General features: G+C 75.3%; 12 protein-coding genes and 3 pseudogenes. 9 read left to right on the top strand and 6 right to left on the bottom strand.

Annotated features, from left to right (window positions below; translation table 11 throughout):
• Window positions 1-93 precede the first annotated feature (93 nt).
• Entirely contained in the window at window positions 94-3,495 is a 3,402-nt protein-coding gene (locus JD77_RS24450; RefSeq protein WP_145776344.1) for a DUF3892 domain-containing protein, read from the top strand.
• A gap of 453 nt (window positions 3,496-3,948) precedes the next feature.
• Window positions 3,949-4,776, top strand: a complete 828-nt coding sequence (locus JD77_RS24445; RefSeq protein ID WP_145776343.1) for an SDR family oxidoreductase — start codon at window positions 3,949-3,951, stop codon at window positions 4,774-4,776.
• Window positions 4,777-4,819: 43 nt separating this feature from the next.
• Here the strand turns inward: JD77_RS24445 and JD77_RS32480 are convergent, their stop codons facing one another.
• Window positions 4,820-4,984 carry a hypothetical protein gene (locus JD77_RS32480; protein ID WP_211372653.1) on the bottom strand — a complete coding sequence of 55 codons (165 nt, stop codon included), beginning with the start codon at window positions 4,982-4,984 and terminating at the stop codon, window positions 4,820-4,822.
• 165 nt (window positions 4,985-5,149) lie between these two features.
• Between JD77_RS32480 and JD77_RS35875 the strand changes: the two are divergent.
• The 4 genes and pseudogenes from JD77_RS35875 to JD77_RS24430 form a co-directional block, all read left to right on the top strand.
• Window positions 5,150-6,004, top strand: a pseudogene (locus JD77_RS35875) (DUF8189 domain-containing protein); the annotation flags it as partial.
• A 168-nt stretch (window positions 6,005-6,172) separates the two neighbouring features.
• Complete coding sequence (locus tag JD77_RS24440) at window positions 6,173-6,685, top strand: Fur family transcriptional regulator (protein ID WP_281292186.1); 513 nt, start codon at window positions 6,173-6,175, stop codon at window positions 6,683-6,685.
• Entirely contained in the window at window positions 6,678-8,873 is a 2,196-nt protein-coding gene (katG, locus tag JD77_RS24435; RefSeq protein ID WP_145776342.1) for a catalase/peroxidase HPI, read from the top strand. Before JD77_RS24440 ends, katG begins: the two co-directional genes overlap by 8 nt.
• A gap of 174 nt (window positions 8,874-9,047) precedes the next feature.
• Window positions 9,048-9,704, top strand: a complete 657-nt coding sequence (locus JD77_RS24430) for a class I SAM-dependent methyltransferase (protein ID WP_145776341.1) — start codon at window positions 9,048-9,050, stop codon at window positions 9,702-9,704.
• Window positions 9,705-9,778: 74 nt separating this feature from the next.
• Here the strand turns inward: JD77_RS24430 and JD77_RS24425 are convergent, their stop codons facing one another.
• Complete coding sequence (locus tag JD77_RS24425; protein WP_246140894.1) at window positions 9,779-10,471, bottom strand: M14 family zinc carboxypeptidase; 693 nt, start codon at window positions 10,469-10,471, stop codon at window positions 9,779-9,781.
• A 275-nt stretch (window positions 10,472-10,746) separates the two neighbouring features.
• Here JD77_RS24425 and JD77_RS24420 point away from each other — a divergent pair, with 275 nt between their 5' ends.
• Window positions 10,747-12,099, top strand: a complete 1,353-nt coding sequence (locus JD77_RS24420; protein ID WP_170286533.1) for a coiled-coil domain-containing protein — start codon at window positions 10,747-10,749, stop codon at window positions 12,097-12,099.
• A gap of 59 nt (window positions 12,100-12,158) precedes the next feature.
• Window positions 12,159-12,983, top strand: coding sequence for an STM4011 family radical SAM protein (locus tag JD77_RS24415; RefSeq protein ID WP_170286532.1), 825 nt, complete (start codon window positions 12,159-12,161; stop codon window positions 12,981-12,983).
• A 14-nt stretch (window positions 12,984-12,997) separates the two neighbouring features.
• Here the strand turns inward: JD77_RS24415 and JD77_RS24410 are convergent, their stop codons facing one another.
• Window positions 12,998-14,401, bottom strand: coding sequence for a hypothetical protein (locus JD77_RS24410; protein ID WP_145776339.1), 1,404 nt, complete (start codon window positions 14,399-14,401; stop codon window positions 12,998-13,000).
• 15 nt (window positions 14,402-14,416) lie between these two features.
• Window positions 14,417-14,797 carry a hypothetical protein gene (locus JD77_RS24405; RefSeq protein ID WP_145776338.1) on the bottom strand — a complete coding sequence of 127 codons (381 nt, stop codon included), beginning with the start codon at window positions 14,795-14,797 and terminating at the stop codon, window positions 14,417-14,419.
• Between the two features lie 159 nt (window positions 14,798-14,956).
• On the opposite strand from JD77_RS24405, the gene JD77_RS24400 reads away from it, so the two are divergent.
• A complete protein-coding gene (locus JD77_RS24400) occupies window positions 14,957-16,219 on the top strand; it encodes an aminotransferase class I/II-fold pyridoxal phosphate-dependent enzyme (RefSeq protein ID WP_170286531.1) in 1,263 nt (420 codons plus the stop codon).
• Between the two features lie 257 nt (window positions 16,220-16,476).
• Here JD77_RS24400 and JD77_RS34050 read toward each other — a convergent pair.
• A pseudogene (locus JD77_RS34050) lies at window positions 16,477-16,884 on the bottom strand (aminotransferase class I/II-fold pyridoxal phosphate-dependent enzyme); the annotation flags it as partial.
• Window positions 16,885-17,032: 148 nt separating this feature from the next.
• Window positions 17,033-17,254 (bottom strand): annotated as a pseudogene (locus JD77_RS24390) (methyltransferase domain-containing protein); the annotation flags it as partial.
• Window positions 17,255-17,281: the final 27 nt, after the last annotated feature.

Raw genomic sequence — 17,281 nt, 5'->3', positions numbered from 1 at the left:
CGCCGCCCACGCCGCGGCCGCCGGCCCCGCCCGCGCGGGCCGCCCGGCCGCCGCGCCCGCCCCGTACCGCCGCACCGCTGAGGAGTTCTCCCCGTGACCGCCGTCCTCGTACCCGTGGCCCTCGACGTCCTGGTCGTCCGGGAACCCACCGCGCCGGCCGACTGGGCCCACACGGCCCTGGGCCGGCCCACCCCGCCGGCCAGCGGCCGGGTGCACGAAGACCTGCTGCCGGCCCCGTTCACCCCTCGCGCGCAGGCCCGCCCCGCCGGGGCCCACCTGCACTGGGGACTGCCCGACGGGCTGACCCGGGGCGTGGCCGACGACACCGGCGCCACGTCGTTCCGGCCCGTGCCGGACCGGTGGCTGGTCGTCCGGCTCTCCGGGCCCACCGGCGGGCAGCAGCGCCGCGCGGTGCACGCGTGGCTGCTGCCGTACGCGGGCGCGGTCGACCCGGTCCGCGTCGACAACGCGCTGGCCGGGCCGACCCTGCCCGCGCCCGGCCCCGCGCCGAAGTCGCCGCTGACCGCCCTCGGGCACGGCGACCTCGGCTGGGCCGGCTACTACGACAACGTCACCCACCGGTTCGCGCTGCACGACGACCTCGCCGGCGTCACCGGCCCCGTGGCGTACCTGGTGCTGGGCTGGTACACCAGCCCGGCGCAGGACCCGCTGCGGGTCACCGGCGAGGTGGAGCACACCCGACGGATGGAGGAGCTCGGCTGGGAGATCCACCCGCCGCGCCCGGTCGGGCAGCCCGTGCCGGACCGGTCCGTCTACCACGCGGCGGCCGTCGCGATCGGCTGGCCCACGCCCGGCTGGCCGGGCGACGGCGGGTTGCTCGGCCGGGAGGTGGACTACCGGCCGGCGGCACGGGACGTCACCCTGGCCGTCGGCGAGACGCTGGCCGAGTCGCTGGCCGCCGTGGCCGCCGAGCCGGAGGACCAGTTCGCCGCCGCCCGGCTCGTGGAGGGCCTGCTGCTCGGCGCGCTGGCCGACGCCGACGGCACGGACGCCGACGCCCGCCTGGACGCCGACCTGCACCAGGCCCGGTTCGGTTCGGCGCCCGCCGCCGCCGGCAACGAGTACATCTGGCAGCCGGCCGGCGACGCGACCGAGGGCGGCTCGTTCGTCCAGGTGGAGCGGACGGCGCCGCGGGTGTGGCACGCGCTGGAGCCCGCGCTGGTGGTCTCCGGCGGCGGGCGCAGCCCGAAACACGGCGCGGACGGCCGCTACTCCGACATCGGCACCCTGCTGTGCCGGCTCGAGGGGCAGGCGGTGCGCGCCTTCGGGGTCGCCGCCGGTGACCCGGGCCGGGGCGCCGACGTGCTGCCCGCGGCGCCGCTGGCCGGGCTGCCCGCCGCGTACGGGGTGCCGGCCGCCGCCGCCGAGCTGCTGGTGGAGCTGGCCTGCCTCGACCCCGGCTCGGCACCGGACCTGGCCCAGGGCACCGACACCGCGCCGGCGCCCGTGGCGGCGGCGCGGGCGGCCTGGTGGGTGGCGTTCGACCCCGACCACGACGACCCGACCCTGCCCCCGCCGGGGGCCACGGTCGAGGGGACGCTGCCCAGCCCGGTGGGGGTGACGCCGCCGAGCCGGCCATGGAACCCCCTGCTGCTGGAGTGGGAGGCGAGCTACCTGCCCTCACCCCGGGGCGCGCACGACTGGCGGCTGGACGACACCGACTTCGTGCTGCCGGGACCGGTGCGGCGGCCGGCGGAGAACCGGGCGCGGGTGCTCCGGGGGCGCGTCATGCTCTCCCCCGCCGCCGGGACGCTGCTGGACCCCGCGGGCGCCGGGGCCGACGAGCGCGACCTGCTCGGCGGCGAGCTGACCGGCATCGCCGCCGAGCTACGCGGCGACCCGACCGGCGCCGTGGTCGACGCCCCGGACGCCCCGGACTCGGCGACCCCGGCGCCCACGCCGCGGCCCGCGGACTTCGTCGCCCTGCGCGCCGGCTTCCTGCGGCTGGACCGGGCCCGGCTGGTCGACGGCTTCGGCCGGTACCTGGAGCTGCTGGGCGCGGCCGCGCCGGCTCCGGCACAGGTACGCACCGGAGCGACCCTGAAGGTGCCCGGGCAGCCGGACCTGGCGGCGCTGCGGCCCCGGTTCACCGCGCCGGCCCGGGCGCTGCTGCGCTTCGCCGACGCCACCGGGGCGCTGCGCGACGCCAGCGCCGGGGTCAGTCCCGTCTGCGGCTACCTCGTGCCGTCGCCGACGGACCGCACGCTGGAGTTCTTCGACGCGGCCGGGACCGCGTACGGCCGGCTGCGCCCCGACCCCGAGCGGGTGACCGCGTGGGAGGAGGACCCGGGGCGCCCGGCCACGCTGGGCGCGGCGCCGAGCCGGTTCCTGCCCAACACGTACCTGGGCCGGTTCGCCGACGGGCTGCTGGCGGCCGACAACGCGCTCGCCGCCGCCCGGCGCGACGGACGCGCGGCCGGCGTCGGGCAGAGCGCGCTGGAGGCGTTGCTGCGGGCGTTGGACACGACCCGGTGGACGGTGGACCTGACGGGCCGCTCCGGCGACGAGCACCTCGCGCTGCTGCTGGGCCGCCCGGTGGCGGTGGTACGGGCGTACGTGAAGGTGGAGGTGGAGGACCCCCGCCAGCCGGCGGAGAACGCCACCACCGCCGTGCCGGTGCGACTGGGCGACCTCGCGCGCAGCCAGGACGGGCTGCTGGCGTACTGCGTGGGCGACGAGATGGACCGCTGCCACCTGGTCGACCCGGCGGTCGCGCTGCTGGCGCCGGGGTTGCCGGACGGCTCCGGCGCCGCCGCCTCGCCCGGGCTCGATCCGCTGCGCTCGCCCTACCTGGAGACCTCGGGGACGTTCACCGTGACGCCGGGGGTGCCGGTGCCGGTGACCCTGCTGATGGCACCCGGGTCGGACGTGCACATCACCACCGGGCTGGTGCCGCAGAAGGGCGTCGGCCTGCTGCGGGAGTGGACGGGCCGGGCACTGTCCCGGCTGTCGCCGGCCCTGCGCTACGGCCCCGTGCTGCGCGAGGCCACCGAGACCCGGCTGCCGTTGCCGCAGGACGTGCGGGGGGTGTGGACCTGGCACCGCCGGCCCGGCCCGGGGGCCTGGGCCACCGACGAGGTCGTCGCCGCCACGGTGGACGCCCGCCTGCCGGACGAGCCGGCGGTCACCAGCGAGGGCTGGCTCCAGGTGGCGCTCGCGCCGGACACCGCCTACTTCGACAGCGCCGTGCCGGTGCGGATCACCTGCATCCGCAGCACCGGCGGCTCGTCGAGCAACCGGACGGTGACCGCGCTCGGTGGCACGAACGCCGACGGCAGCCACTTCCTCATCCCGGTGGCCGAGGCCATCGACTTCATCACCACCGGCCGGTTCGCGTTCTACATCGAGCAGCCCGGCGCCAAACGTACCGAGATCCGGGTGGTGCGCCCGAAGAACGGCCGGCCCTACCTGCGGACGGTGGCCGACGGCAGCTCGCCGAACAACCTGGACTCGATGCCGGAGTGCCGGCACTGACGGCGCCCGGCGCCGGTGGTGGCCTCCCGCCACCACCGGCGCCGCCCCCGTCCGCGCTGCGGTCGGGGGCGCACGGTCAGGGCGACACCACCGCCGTGGGAACCACCGCCCCGGGCAGCCTCGGGATCGGTGGCGGCTTCGGCAGGGAGCCGAGAGAAGGTAGGTGCCCCAGGTCGGGCAGCTCGGGGTCGACGTCGAGCGGCCCCGGCAGTGGGGGAAGGGACGGTAGGACCGGGTCGTCCAGCAGGGGAAGGTCGTCGAGTGGCAGTGGGTTGCCTCTCGGCCCCTGCCTCGGGAGGTCCGCCGGCCCGGACGCCGGCCTGCCAGAGCCATCGAACAAGCCGGATAGCCGACGAATCCGATTGGCGACAGCCCGTACCCCTTCACCTGCCCGGCCCGCTCTGCCAACCTCCCATCGACAGGTGCCCCAGCGGATGGAACGGGTCGACGGCGATGACGAAGCGGTGGTTGGTCACGGGGTGTTCGAGCGGACTCGGTCGGGCCCTCGCGGCCCGGCTCGCCAGCGAGGGAGAGCGGGTGGTGGCGACGGCCCGGCGGCCGGAGACCCTCGACTGGCTGGTGGCACGACACCCGGACACCGTGGTGGCCGCAGCCCTGGACGTACGGGATCCGGCGCAGTGCGCGGCGGCGGTCGGGCGGGCGGTGGACGCGTTCGGCGGCGTCGACGTCCTGGTCAACAACGCGGCCTACGGCCAGTTCGGCACCTTCGAGGAGGTCTCCGACGCCGAGCTGGCCGCGCAGTTCGACACCAACGTGTTCGGGCCGTGGCGGCTCACCCGGGCGGTGCTGCCGGTGTGGCGGAAGCAGCGCAGCGGGCACGCCGTCTTCGTCAGCTCGGTCGCCGGCACAGTCCCCTTCCCGGGGCTCGCCGCGTACACCGCGAGCAAGTTCGCGGTGGAGGGGGCGGCCGAGTCGCTGGCCACCGAGGCCGCGCACCTCGGGGTGAAGGTGACCATCCTGCAGCCGGGCGGCTTCGCCACCGGATACAGCACCAACCTGGCCATGCCGGAGCGCCGGATCCCGGACTACACGCCGGTCAGCGACGGCATGCTCGGCGCGTTGCGCGGCATGAACGCCAGCATGGAGGTCAACTCCCCCGAACTCTTCGCCGACGTGGTCTGGCGGCTCGGCCAGCTGGAGTCGCCGCCGCTGCGGCTGCCGGTGGGACCAGACTCAGAGGCGTTCCTGGAGGCCGCCTACGACGCCCGACGCAGCGAGTACGACCAGGTCGTGAAGGCGGGTCAGCACACCCGCGCCTGAGCGCTCTGGCGACGGGGTACGGGGGCGTCACCCCCGTACCCCGTCAGCCCTTGCGGCCCTGGGTGGCCACACCCTCGATGAAGTAACGCAGACCGAAGCTGAACAGCAGCAGCACGGGCAGCGTCACGAGCAGCGAGGCGACCCACACGTACTGGTAATCGCCCTGCCCGCCGGCCGGCTCCTCTCGATCGACCGGTCCGGATCTCACTCTCCGGCGGGATGCGAGGGATGTCAACGTGGCAGCGCGCCCGAGCCACCGAGATCGGGTTTGCGACCGTACGGCTGTACGACGCGACTGACGGCGGGGATGATGTCCCTGAGCCCCGTCGACCTGGCGGCCACCTGGCACCGACCGTCCACAAGGGAGTGACAAATGCGCGCGATCAAGGTGGGCGGGCCGCTGCGGCGCCTGTCCGTCGTCGTCCTCGGTGCGGCCCTGCTGCTCGCGCCGGCCGGCGCGGCCGAGGCGGGCGGCTCCGGTCAGCCCCAGCCCTCGTCGGCGTCCGGCTGGGCTCCCGTGCCCGACCCGGCCCGGGCTCGCTCCGGGCCGGCCGCGGTGCCGTACGCGGGCGACCTGTTCCTGTTCGTTCGGGGCCCGGGCGGCGAGGTGCGGTCGAACCGGTACTCGCTCACGGCCGACGCGTGGTCGGGCTGGACCGCCGTCCCCGGCGCCACGAACTCGGTCACCGCCCCCGCCGCCGCCGTCTACGGCGGCGAACTGCACCTGTTCACCACCACCGTCACCGGCCGGCTCCGCACCAACCGCTACTCCACCACCGGCACCTGGTCCGGCTGGACCACCGTCCCCGGCATCGCCAACGCGGCCACCGCCCCCGCCGCCGCCGTCTACGGCGGCGAACTGCACCTGTTCGCCCGTGCCGCCGGCGGCCAGGTGCGCACCAACCGACTGTCTGCCCCGACGGGCGCCTGGTCGGGCTGGACCGGCATCCCCGGCGCCACGAACTCGGTCACCGCCCCCGCCGCCGCCGTCTACGGCGGCGAACTGCACCTGTTCACCACCACCGTCACCGGCCGGCTCCGCACCAACCGCTACTCCACCACCGGCACCTGGTCCGGCTGGACCACCGTCCCCGGGGCGGCGGGCGCGCGGTCCGCCCCCGCGGCGACCGTCTACGGCGGCGAACTGCGCCTGTTCGCCCGCGGCGACGACGGCCAGGTCCGGAGCAACTCGCTGTCGGCGACGACGGGAGCCTGGTCCGGGTGGACGACCCTGGCGGGCCCGCGGGCGCGAAGGCGGCACCGGCGGCCACCGTCTACGGCGGCGAGCTGCGGCTGTTCCTCCGGGGCGCCCAGCACCGCGTCTACCAGGCCCGCATCGGGCTGTAGCCCGCGTCCCGTCCTCGTTCACCCATCCCCGAGGTGCGCGCGCCATTTGATGCATTCAAGAAGAAAGTGGAGCATACTGCGCACCGTGGCCACGATTTCGGACTTCGAGCGCCTGCTGCGCGGTGCCGCGCTCCGCGTGACCCGTCCGCGGCTCGCCGTGCTGGCCGCGGTGCACGCGCATCCGCACGCCGACACCCTCTCGATCTTCGGCGCCGTACGCCGGGAGCTGCCCGAGGTGTCCCACCAGGCCGTGTACGACGTGCTGCGCGCGCTGACCGCCGCGGGGCTGCTGCGGCGCATCGAGCCCTCCGGCTCGGTGGCCCGCTACGAGTCCCGGGTCGGGGACAACCACCACCACGTCGTGTGCCGGTCGTGCGGCGCCATCGCCGACGTCGACTGCGCGGCCGGCGAGAGCCCGTGCCTGACCGCGTCCGACGACCGGGGCTTCTCGATCGACGAGGCCGAGGTCACCTACTGGGGAGTCTGTCCCGGGTGCGTCTCGGCACCGGCAACCAGTGGACGGAACGAGAACACGAGACAGGAGAGCGACCGACGTGTCTGATCGCGGCAGCGAGAGTGAGAACCCGGCAATCCCATCCCCCACTCCGGCCCCGCACCGGCCCAGGACGAACCAGGACTGGTGGCCGAATCAGCTGAACCTGCAGGTGCTGCACCAGCACTCGCCGCGCGCCAATCCGATGGGCGAGGACTTCGACTACGCCGAGGAGTTCAGGACCCTCGACGTGGAGGCGCTCAGGCGCGACATCCTCGACGTGATGACGACGTCGCAGGACTGGTGGCCCGCCGACTACGGCCACTACGGGCCGCTGTTCATCCGGATGAGCTGGCACGCCGCCGGCACGTACCGGATCGAGGACGGCCGCGGCGGTGCCGGCGACGGCGCCCAGCGCTTCGCCCCCCTCAACAGTTGGCCGGACAACGCGAACCTCGACAAGGCCCGGCGACTGCTGTGGCCGGTCAAGCAGAAGTACGGCCGGAAGATCTCCTGGGCCGACCTCCTGGTCTTCACCGGCAACGTCGCCCTGGAGTCGATGGGCTTCAGGACCTTCGGTTTCGGCTTCGGGCGGGAGGACGTCTGGGAGCCCGAGGAGATCTTCTGGGGGCCCGAGGACACCTGGCTCGGCGACGAGCGCTACAGCGGCGACCGGGAGCTCGCCGGTCCTCTCGGTGCCGTGCAGATGGGCCTCATCTACGTGAATCCGGAGGGCCCCAACGGCAACCCGGACCCGCTGGCGGCCGGCCGGGACATCCGGGAGACCTTCCGCCGGATGGCGATGGACGACGAGGAGACGGTCGCGCTGATCGCCGGCGGTCACACCTTCGGCAAGACCCACGGCGCCGCCCCGGCCGAGTACGTCGGCCCCGAGCCCGAGGGCGCTCCCCTGGAGAGCCAGGGCCTCGGCTGGAAGAACACCTTCGGCAGCGGCAAGGGCCGGGACACGATCACCAGCGGGCTCGAGGGCGCGTGGACGCCCACCCCGATCACGTGGGACAACAGCTTCTTCGAGACCCTCTTCGGATACGAGTGGGAACTCACCGAGAGCCCGGCCGGCGCCAAGCAGTGGAAGCCGAAGGGCGGCGCCGGCGCGGACACCGTGCCCGACGCCCACGACCCCTCGGTCAGGCACGCCCCGATGATGGCGACGACCGACCTCGCGCTGCGCGTCGACCCGGCCTACGAGAAGATCTCGCGGCGTTTCCTGGAGCACCCGGACCAGCTCGCGGACGCGTTCGCCAGGGCGTGGTACAAGCTGCTGCACCGTGACATGGGACCCGTTTCGCGCTACCTCGGCCCGTGGGTCCCGGAGCCGCAGCTGTGGCAGGACCCCGTGCCGGCGGTCGACCACGAACTGATCGCGGACGAGGATGTCGCGGCCCTCAAGGACGCGCTCCTCGCGTCGGGGCTGTCCGTCTCCCAACTGGCCCGGACGGCGTGGGCCTCGGCGGCGACCTTCCGGGGCACCGACATGCGTGGCGGGGCGAACGGGGCGCGGATCCGCCTCGAACCGCAACGCAACTGGGAGGTCAACGACCCGGCCGAGCTGGCCACGGTGCTGCGGACGCTGGAGGGCGTCCAGCTGGAGTTCAACAAGGCGCGGTCCGGCGGCAAGAAGGTCTCCCTCGCCGACCTGATCGTGCTGGGCGGGTGCGCCGCGGTCGAGCAGGCGGCCAGGGACGCCGGGCACGACGTCACGGTGCCGTTCGCACCCGGGCGCACGGACGCCTCCCAGGAGCAGACGGACGTGGCGTCGTTCGCCGTGCTCGAGCCGAGGGCGGACGGGTTCCGCAACTACCTGCGCGCCGAGCAGAAGTTGTCGCCGGAGACCCTGCTGCTGGACCGGGCCAACCTGCTGACGCTGACCGCCCCCGAGATGACGGTCCTGATCGGCGGCATGCGGGCGCTGGGCGCCAACGCGGGGCAGGCAGGACACGGCGTGCTCACCGATCGGCCCGGGACGTTGACGAACGACTTCTTCGTGAACCTGCTCGACATCGGCACGGAGTGGAAGGCGTCGAGCTCGGCCGAGCACGTGTTCGAGGGCCGGGACCGGGCCACCGGGGAGGTCAGGTGGACGGCCACCGCCGTCGACCTCGTCTTCGGCGCAAACTCGCAGCTCCGAGGCATCGCGGAGGTCTACGGCAGCCGCGACGCGCAGGAGAAGTTCGTCCACGACTTCATCAGGGCGTGGGTCAAGGTCATGAACCTGGACCGGTACGACCTCGCCTGACGCGCCCCCGGGCCCCGGTCGGCGGGCGAACCGACCGGGGCTCGGGGTACCTCCGGGTTCGCGCGAACCACGCCGTTTGCCGAACCGGCAAAGACGCTTGCCGTCCGGTGCGCCGGTGGCGGACCATCGCCGGGTCGGGGCGGCGGCCGTCCGCCCGGCGCGGAGGGGGACACGATGACCGAGCCCAGGGCGTACCCGGTGGACCCGGCGGTGGACGCGGACACCGCCGGTTTCTGGGAGGAGCTGTACCAGCGGCGCGACCGGGTGTGGAGCGGCCGGGCGAACGCCGTCCTGGCCGAGGTCGTGGAGCCGCTGCCACCCGGCGCCGCGCTCGATCTGGGCTGCGGTGAGGGCGGCGACGCGATCTGGTTGGCCGGCCGGGGCTGGCGGGTCACCGCCGTGGACGTCTCCACCACCGCCCTGGACCGGCTGACCGCCGAGGCGACCCGGGCCGGCGTGGCGTCCCGGATCACCGTGGCCCGGCACGACCTGACCCGGACCTTCCCCGCCGGCCGGTACGACCTGGTCTCGGCGCAGTTCCTCCAGTCCCCGCTGGAGCTGCCCCGGGAGGCGGTGCTGCGCGCGGCGGCGCGGGCCGTCGCGCCCGGCGGCCGGCTCCTGGTCGTCGAGCACGGCGCGCCCCCGCCGTGGGCCCGCGAGAGCCACCCGCACGCCCGGTTCGCCAGCCCGGAGGAGATCCTGGCCGCCCTCGACCTCGCCCCGGACGGCTGGCACACCGAACGCCTCGGGGCCGCGCACCGCACGGGCACCGGCCCGGACGGCGAGACGGGCACCCTCGTCGACCATGTCGTCCTGGCCCGACGCCGCTGAGCGGCCCCGCCCCGTCACACCGTCGCGGGGCCGCCGGGGCCGCCGGGGCCCCATGACGCCGCGGGCGGGTCGGGTCAGTACTCGCGGAGCATGTTGACGTACGCCGCGGTCTCCGGCTGGCGGATCAGCGAGTAGTCGCGGTTCAGGTCCTGCCCGGTGGAGTTGCCCCGGGTGTTCGCCGCCCGGCCGTCGCCGTTGATGGTCGGGACGATCAGAACGGTGCTGTGCGACAGCAGGTCGATCGTGCGGGCGTCGGTGCCGAAGGCGAGCTGGCGGGCCATGATCAGGCAGGCCTCGCGGTCGCCCGGCTCGTTGCCGTGCACGTTGCAGTTGATCGCCAGCGGCGAGGTTGCGGCGACCGCCTCCGGGGTGGCCGGCGGGGTCGGGTAGCCGATGACGAGCATGGCGCGCACCCGCCACTGGAACCGGTCACCCGGGTTGAACCCGGCGTCGGCGAACGTCGGCGACCCGTTGTTGACCTGTCGGTTGGGCCGCCACACGCCGACCACCACAGACGGGCCCGCGGCGGCGCCGCCGGCGTCGACCGGGGTGCGTTCGATCTGGTAGTCCGTGGCGCCGTCCACCGGCGTCCAGGCCAGCGTGGCGTACCCGTCGCCCTGCCGGACGGTGAGATTGGTGACCTGGTTGGGCTCCGCCGCGGCCGCGCCGGCCGGGGCCGGCTGACCGAGCGCCACCGCCGGCGCGGTGACGGTGCCGAGCGTGGCGGCGAGGACTGTGGAGAGGACGATGACGGTGGATCGTCTCATTCGCATGCGACTCCGAAGGGGGATTGAGCAGGGAGTGCATGCGGGCCATCATGATCGTCCAAAGGGGGCCGGGGCCAGGATCTTGAGGATGATTTGAGGTTCCGGGATCGTCGGGAACCCCGTAGGACCCGACCCAGGTCCGGATGGGTGGTCCCGCCGCCGGGCGGCGGGTCCGGGGTGGGGTGTTCGGCATCGGGCGGCGGCGGTAGCGTTGCGCGACACCACGCCCCGCGGTGCGGTCACGCGCCGGGTCTGACGTCTACGGAGGGTTGCGCATGTCCAACGGCGGGGAGCCGTTTCCGGTACGCACGGAGGCGAGCGGGCGGCCGAGCTTCGAGCAGGCGTTGCGCGGCTACGACAAGCGGCAGGTCGACCGGTACGTCGAGCAGGCCGACGCCACCGCCGCGGCGCTGATGGCCGAGCGGGACCGGGCGCAGCACCAGCTGCGGGGCCTGACCATCCAGTACCAGCAGCTGCAGGCGGAGGTGGCCGAGCTGCGCCAGCGCCCCGCGCAGGTGGACCGGGCCTCGTTCCGCGACCTGGGGCCGATGGTCGACCAGATCCTGGCGCTGGCGGAGAAGCAGGCCGGCGTGATCACCGAGAGCGCCGCGCAGCAGGCCGGTGAGCTGCAGGCGGAGGCGGAGCGGGTGGTCGTCGAGGCGCGGGAGCACGCCGCCCAGGCGGTGCAGGAGCTGGAGACGCGGCTGTCGGCGCGCCGGGCGGAGCAGGAGAAGGCGTACGAGGAGCGCCGGGCGGCGGCGGAGGCTCAGCTCGCGGACATCCAGGAGCTGGTGGAGCAGCTGCGGGTCGACGGCGAGGCCGCGCACGAGCACGCCCAGCAGGAGGCGAAGCGGATCAACGAGCTGACCACCCAGCAGGTCGAGCAGGCCCAGGCCGCCGCCGACGCGCTGACCAAGGCGGCCCGTACGCAGATCCAGCAGGAGGTGCAGGCGGCGCGCGCGCAGAGCCAGCAGGAGCTGGCGCAGTGGCGGGTCAACGTGGAGCGGGAGATCAGCGAGCGGCGGACGGCTGCCGAGCAGGAGCTGGCCGAGTACCGCGCGGCGGCCGAGCGGGACGTGGCCGCCCAACTGACCGCCGCGGAGCAGAAGATCGCCAACCTGATCGCGGAGGCGCAGCAGTACTCGACGGAGGTCCGCAAGCGGGCCGACGAGCAGGCGACCGTGCACCAGGAGCAGCTGACCGCCCTGCAGCAGGAGATCGGCGGCCAGCGGCAGGCGCTGGTCCAGATACACGCCGAGCTGGACACGGCGCAGCAGCAGTTGGCGCAGGCCCGCGAGGAGGGGGCCGCGTTCGAGCACGAGATCGGCCGGTTGCAGCAGCGCCTCGCCGCGGTCCGGCAGGAGCTGACGGTGGAGACGGGCCGGCTGGACGAGGCGCGCAGGGCGGCCGAGGAGGCCGAGCGGCACGCGAAGGACGTCCGGGCCCGGGTGCAGCGGGAGGCGAAGCGGGTGGCCGACCTGGCGGCGGCGGCGGTGATGGCCGCCGCGGCGGGCGGCGGCGCGACGGCCGAGTACCCGACAGTGCAGGCCCGCCCGGAGGCGGGGCCCCCGGCCGCGGTGGCCGCCCAGCCGGAACCGGCCGCCGACGTGACCGTGACCGGCGCGTAGCCGGGTCGGGGCCGGCCTACGCAGGAGTTCTTGGCAATGTCGACCTTGTAGCCGTTCCAGTGGCTGTCGGGCTGGCCCGCTCCGACGCGGTCGGCCCGTGGCTGACCTCCGCCCCGCCGGAGCTGCTGCGCGCCGACCGGGCCGCGCTGGAGCGGTTCGCCGGCTGGGTGGCGGCCACCACCGACGTACGGCTGTCGGTGCTGTTCACCCCGTGGGGCGAGGGGCTGACCCGCCGCTGGTACCGGGAGGCGATGGTGTCGCTGTCGCACCTGCCGCACGTCGAGCGGGTGGTCATCCAGACCAACCTGGCCGCCCGGGTGGACTGGCTGGCCGACGCCGACGCGGCGCGGGCCGCGCTGTGGACGACGTACCACCCCGGGCAGGTCGACCGGGACCGGTTCCTGGCGCGCTGCGCCCGCCTGACGGAGCTGGGCGTCCGGTTCTCCGTCGGCGTGGTCGGGCTGCCGGAGCACCTGGCCGAGGCGCGGGCCCTGCGCGCGGCGCTGCCTCCGCACGTGTACCTGTGGGTCAACGCCGCCGAGGGCCGCCGCTACGCCGCCGCCGAGGAGGCGACGTGGACGGAACTGGACCCGCTGTTCGGCCACAGCGTCCGCCCGCACCTGTCGCTGGGCCGGCCCTGCCACGCCGGGGAAACCGCGATCTCCGTCCTCGGGGACGGCACCGTGCGCCGCTGCCACTTCATCCCCGAGCCCATCGGCAACCTGTACGACGGGTCGTGGCGGGCCGCGCTGCGGCCCCGGCCGTGCGGCAACGCCGTCTGCGACTGCCACATCGGGTACGTCCACCTCAAGCCGCTGGGGCTGCGCGACGTGTTCGCCGGCGGGGTGCTGGAACGCATCCCGGCGGCCTGGCCGGTCGGCTGAGCCCTCGGCGCGGCTCAGCCGGCCGCGCCGCCCGGACGCTCGGTGGGGTGGCCGGGTCGAGTGGCCGGCAGGCCCGACCGCCGCGCCTCCCGGTGTCGCTGCTGCCATGGCGCGACGGCCGACTGCCCGACCAGGAGCCCGGCGACGACCGCACCGGCGCCCACGAGCAGCAGGAACACCAGCGTCAGCACCTCGCCGAAGCCCGGCAGCTGCTGCTCCCGCCGGACGAGCTCCTCGATCAGGCGCTCGTGGCGCGCGAGGCGGTAGTCGTGCGCGAGCGCGCCGCCCAGCACCAGGAACGCCAGCACCGCGGCGCCGCGGGCGAGCGCGGCCCGGGGCGACGGCAACCACGCTGCGGGCGAGCGCAGCGCCGGCCGGTACGCCGCGCCGAGCCGCACGGCGGGGACGACCAGGCCGGCCACGGCTCCCAGGCCGCCCAGCAGCAGCTGGCCGGTGAGGATGCGGGCGATCCCCGGATCGTTCCAGCCCCAGGCGAACCAGGCGGTGACGACGAGGGCGAGGATCCACCCGCCCACCAGGGTCGACGCCCGGCGCGCAGCCTCCGCCCGCGCCGCCCGGCTGGTCCGTTCGGACTCGGCGGCCTGCTCCTGCCGGGCCCGCTGTTCCGCCTCCCGCCGTTCCCGCTCTGCCTGGCGGAGCCGCAGCTCCCGGCGGGCGGCCTCCTCGGCGGCGCGCCGGCGCTCCTCCGGCCCGACGTGGCGGGGCAGCCACCGGGCGCGCCACCTGCGCAGTGGGTGGTCGGGCGGTACGTCGGCGGGGATCCGCCAGCCGACCGCGCTCGTCACGACGACGGGCGGCCCGTCGGCCGGCAGCAGCGCGGCGATGCTGGCCCCCCGGGCGTCCGTCCCGTCGTCCTCGCCCAGCCCGTCGACCACCAGCACCAGTCGCTCGCCGCGCCGCCGGCACGCCTCGGCCGCCTCCGCGTACCGCCTCAGCAGGTGCGCTTCCCGGGTCGACTCGGTGAGGTGCCCGGGCATCGACCCGTCCGTCAGCTCGACCAGCTGCTCCAGCACGACGTCGATGAACGCGTCCCGGTTGCGCCGGGCGGTGCGACGCCCGTTCACGAAGAACGACACCGCCCGCACGCCGGCTGGTGGGTGGAGCACGAACCAGGACAGCAGCGCCGTCCGGCCGTCGCCGGGGCGGGCCTCCCACCACAGGTACGCGCCCGACTGGTCCCCGGCGCAGAACGCCGCGAGCCGCGCCAGCTCGGCGTCCCGGTCCAGCAGCGTCTGCGGGGCGAGCCGCCGGACGTGCTCCAGGTACGCGGAGCGCACCGGCGGCGCGAAGTGGTTGTGCTGGACGTTGTGGTCGCCGAACTGCACGCCCCGGGCGTGGCGCGCGTCGACTGAGGGCGGCACCCGCCGACCGCCCTGGTCCCGATCGTCGCCGGCCATCGCGCTCCGCCCCGATCAGTTGAAAGTGTTGTGCTGGGTGTTGTGGCTGCCGAGCTGGACGCCCCGCGCCTCGCGCAGGTCGACGTGCCCCACCTCGGTCCGGCCGCCCGCCGCCTCCACCTGGGCCAGCAGCTCCCGGGCGGCGGCGAGGATCCGCGCGTCCCGGTCGGCGCCGGAGCGGATCAGCTCCTCGGTGAGCCGGACCTGCCACACGCCCTGGTCGGACTCCTCGGCCTCCAACGCCCGCAGCGCCTCCTCGCCCCGGGCCGTCAGCCGGGGCCGCACCAGGTCCCGCAGCCTGACGAAGCCGTCCCGCACCAGGCCGCTGGTCGCGTCGCCCACCCCCGCCGTGAGCCCTCCCATCAGCGCCGCGACGAGCAGCTCCACACCGGACATCCCGACCTCCCCATTCCCGGATCGCTCCCCGCTCTCCATTCCACACCATGGACGCCCGGGCCGGGGTGCCAGCGCGCGGGCAGGTGCACGGTTGGGGTGGCCAACTGTCGGGTTGACCGGGGATCGAAAAGCCGCCCTTCCCGGTGTGCCATGGGCGGTATGAGTGGAGACCTCTTCGCCAAAGTACGAGGGTACGACTCGTACGCGTTTCGCCGGGAGCTGGAAATGCGGGACCTGCTGCCCTACTTCCGGACCCTGCAGGGCCCCCCGGCGGCGGTGCCGATGATGGACGGTGCGCCCCGGGTGAACCTGGGCTCCAGCAACTACCTGGGGCTGTCCGGGGACCCGAGGCTCACCGAGGCGGCCAACCTGGCCGCCCAGCGGTACGGCACCTCGGTCAACGGTTCCCGCCTGATGAACGGCACCACGGAGCTGCACCTGCGGGTCGAGGCGGCGGTGGCGGACTGGTTCGGCGAGGAGGACGCCCTCGTCTTCGGCAGCGGCTACACCACGAACCTCGGGGTGATCGGCGCGCTGGTCGGCGAGGGCGACGTGGCCGTCTGCGACGCCGGCGACCACGCGTCCATCCTCGACGGCGCGGCCCTGGCCCGGGGCCGGCTGCTGCCGTTCCGGCACAACCGGATGGACCGCGTGGAGGCGCTGCTGCGCCGGGCCGCCCAGGCCGACGGCGGGATCCTGGTGGTCGTCGACACCGTCTACTCGATGCAGGGCGACCTGTCCGACATCGTCGGCGTCACCGGCCTGTCCCGCCGGTACGGCGCCCGCCTGCTCGTCGACGAGGCGCACGCCGTGGGTGTGCTCGGACCGGACGGGCAGGGGGTGGCCGCGCTGGCCTGCCTGGCCGACGCGGTGGACCTGCGGATGGGCACGTTCTCCAAGGCACTGGGCGGCGGGGGCGGCTTCGTCACCGGGCCGGCCGACGTCATCGACTTCCTGCGGGTGCAGTCGCGGGCGTTCATGTTCACCGCGGCGGCCCCGCCCGGGGCGATCGGCGCGGCGCTGGCCGGGATGGAGATCGCCCGGGCGGCGGAGGGCGAGGAGCGGCGGGTGCGGCTGGCGGCCAACACGGCCCGGCTGCGGGCCGCGCTCGCCGAGCTGGGCTTCGGGGTCGGGCCGGTGCCGGTCTCGGCCAACGAGGTGGAGGTGCAGACCCCGATCCTGCGGGTGCCCGCCCCGGACGACCTGACCGCCGCCCGGATGTGGCGGCTCCTGTACGACCAGGGGGTCTACGTCAACGTGGCGCTGCACCCGGCGGTGCCGAAGGGACAGGCTCAGCTTCGGGTCAGCGTGATGGCCACGCACACCGAGGAGCACCTGGAGCGGGTGGTCGACGCGTTCACGGTGGTCGCCCGCAAGCTGGCGCCGGAACTCCCGGCGGACCTGGCCACCAGTCGGGCCTGAGGCGGCGGGGCGGGCATCGCGGCCCGGCCCGCCGCCCGGGCGGCGACGGAAGACGGCGGAGCGTCCGCGGCGCAGGAGGACGGCTCAGGTCCGGGACGAGGCGGCCGCGGTGGCGACCTTGAGGAGCAGGTCGTTGCTCTCGGGCAGCCCGATGGTGACCCGGGCGCCCTCGCCGGGGAACGCGTGCACCAGCAGCCCCTCGGCGCGGCAGGCGGCCTCGAAGCCGGCGGTGCGCTCGCCCAGGGCAGCCAGACGAAGTTCCCCTCGCTGGGCGGCGCGTCGACGCCGGACTCCCGCAGCGCCCGCAGGACGCGGTCGCGTTCGGCGGCGATCTCCCGGCGGCGGGCCGCGTACTCCGGCTCGGCGGCCAGCGCCGCGATCGCCGCCGCCTGGGCCACCTCGGGCACCAGGAACGGCATGGTCACCGCGCGCAGACCGGCGATCGGGCCGGGGTGCCCGACGGCGTAGCCGACCCGCAGGCCGGCCAGCCCGTACGCCTTGGAGAAGCTGCGCAGCACCACCAGGTTGGGGTGCGCGGGCAGGGTGCGCAGGCCGTCGGCCGTGGCCGGGTCGGTGGCGTAGCCCCGGTACACCTCGTCGAGGACGACGAACACCCGCCGGGGCACCCGGGCGAGGAAGCGGTCCAGCTCGTCCTGCCGGATGGCGGCGCCCGTGGGCGGCCGGAGTCGCCGCGCTGGTCGGCGCGGTCGTCGCGCTGCTGATCCGCGAGCCGCGTACGCCGCCCGACTCCCCCGTGCCCGCCGACGCGGTGCCGGCGAGCTCGGTCGGCCGCTGAGTGACTCGACATCGACGCTACTCCAGGTCGAACGCCTCGCCGAACAGCTCCCGCTCCTCCCCCGGGGCGAGCATCGGCGCCATCTTCTGGCCGCCCTTGAGCTGCGCCTTGTCGGCCTGGACGGCGGTGACGTCGGCCTGGACGAACGCGCACCGGTCGGTCACCCCGGCGGCCCGCGCGCGGGCGCGGGCCCGGCGCAGGGCCACCGGGGAGAAGTCCACGCCGACGACCGGGCCGAAGCCCCTACCGGCCGCCGGGCGCCCGGC

This window comes from Micromonospora olivasterospora, from assembly GCF_007830265.1.
Lineage (GTDB): Bacteria > Actinomycetota > Actinomycetes > Mycobacteriales > Micromonosporaceae > Micromonospora > Micromonospora olivasterospora.
This window is presented reverse-complemented; position numbering and strand designations above follow the sequence as displayed.

Bases quoted from the DNA above. Each gene is read 5' to 3' on its own strand.
- JD77_RS24400 (WP_170286531.1), top strand. From the start codon at position 14,957: ATGAGTGGAGACCTCTTCGCCAAAGTACGAGGGTACGACTCGTACGCG.
- JD77_RS24445 (WP_145776343.1), top strand. From the start codon at position 3,949: ATGACGAAGCGGTGGTTGGTCACGGGGTGTTCGAGCGGACTCGGTCGG.
- JD77_RS24430 (WP_145776341.1), top strand. From the start codon at position 9,048: ATGACCGAGCCCAGGGCGTACCCGGTGGACCCGGCGGTGGACGCGGAC.
- JD77_RS24440 (WP_281292186.1), top strand. From the start codon at position 6,173: ATGCATTCAAGAAGAAAGTGGAGCATACTGCGCACCGTGGCCACGATT.
- JD77_RS24425 (WP_246140894.1), bottom strand. From the start codon at position 10,471: ATGAGACGATCCACCGTCATCGTCCTCTCCACAGTCCTCGCCGCCACG.
- JD77_RS24410 (WP_145776339.1), bottom strand. From the start codon at position 14,401: ATGGCCGGCGACGATCGGGACCAGGGCGGTCGGCGGGTGCCGCCCTCA.
- JD77_RS24420 (WP_170286533.1), top strand. From the start codon at position 10,747: ATGTCCAACGGCGGGGAGCCGTTTCCGGTACGCACGGAGGCGAGCGGG.
- JD77_RS24405 (WP_145776338.1), bottom strand. From the start codon at position 14,797: ATGTCCGGTGTGGAGCTGCTCGTCGCGGCGCTGATGGGAGGGCTCACG.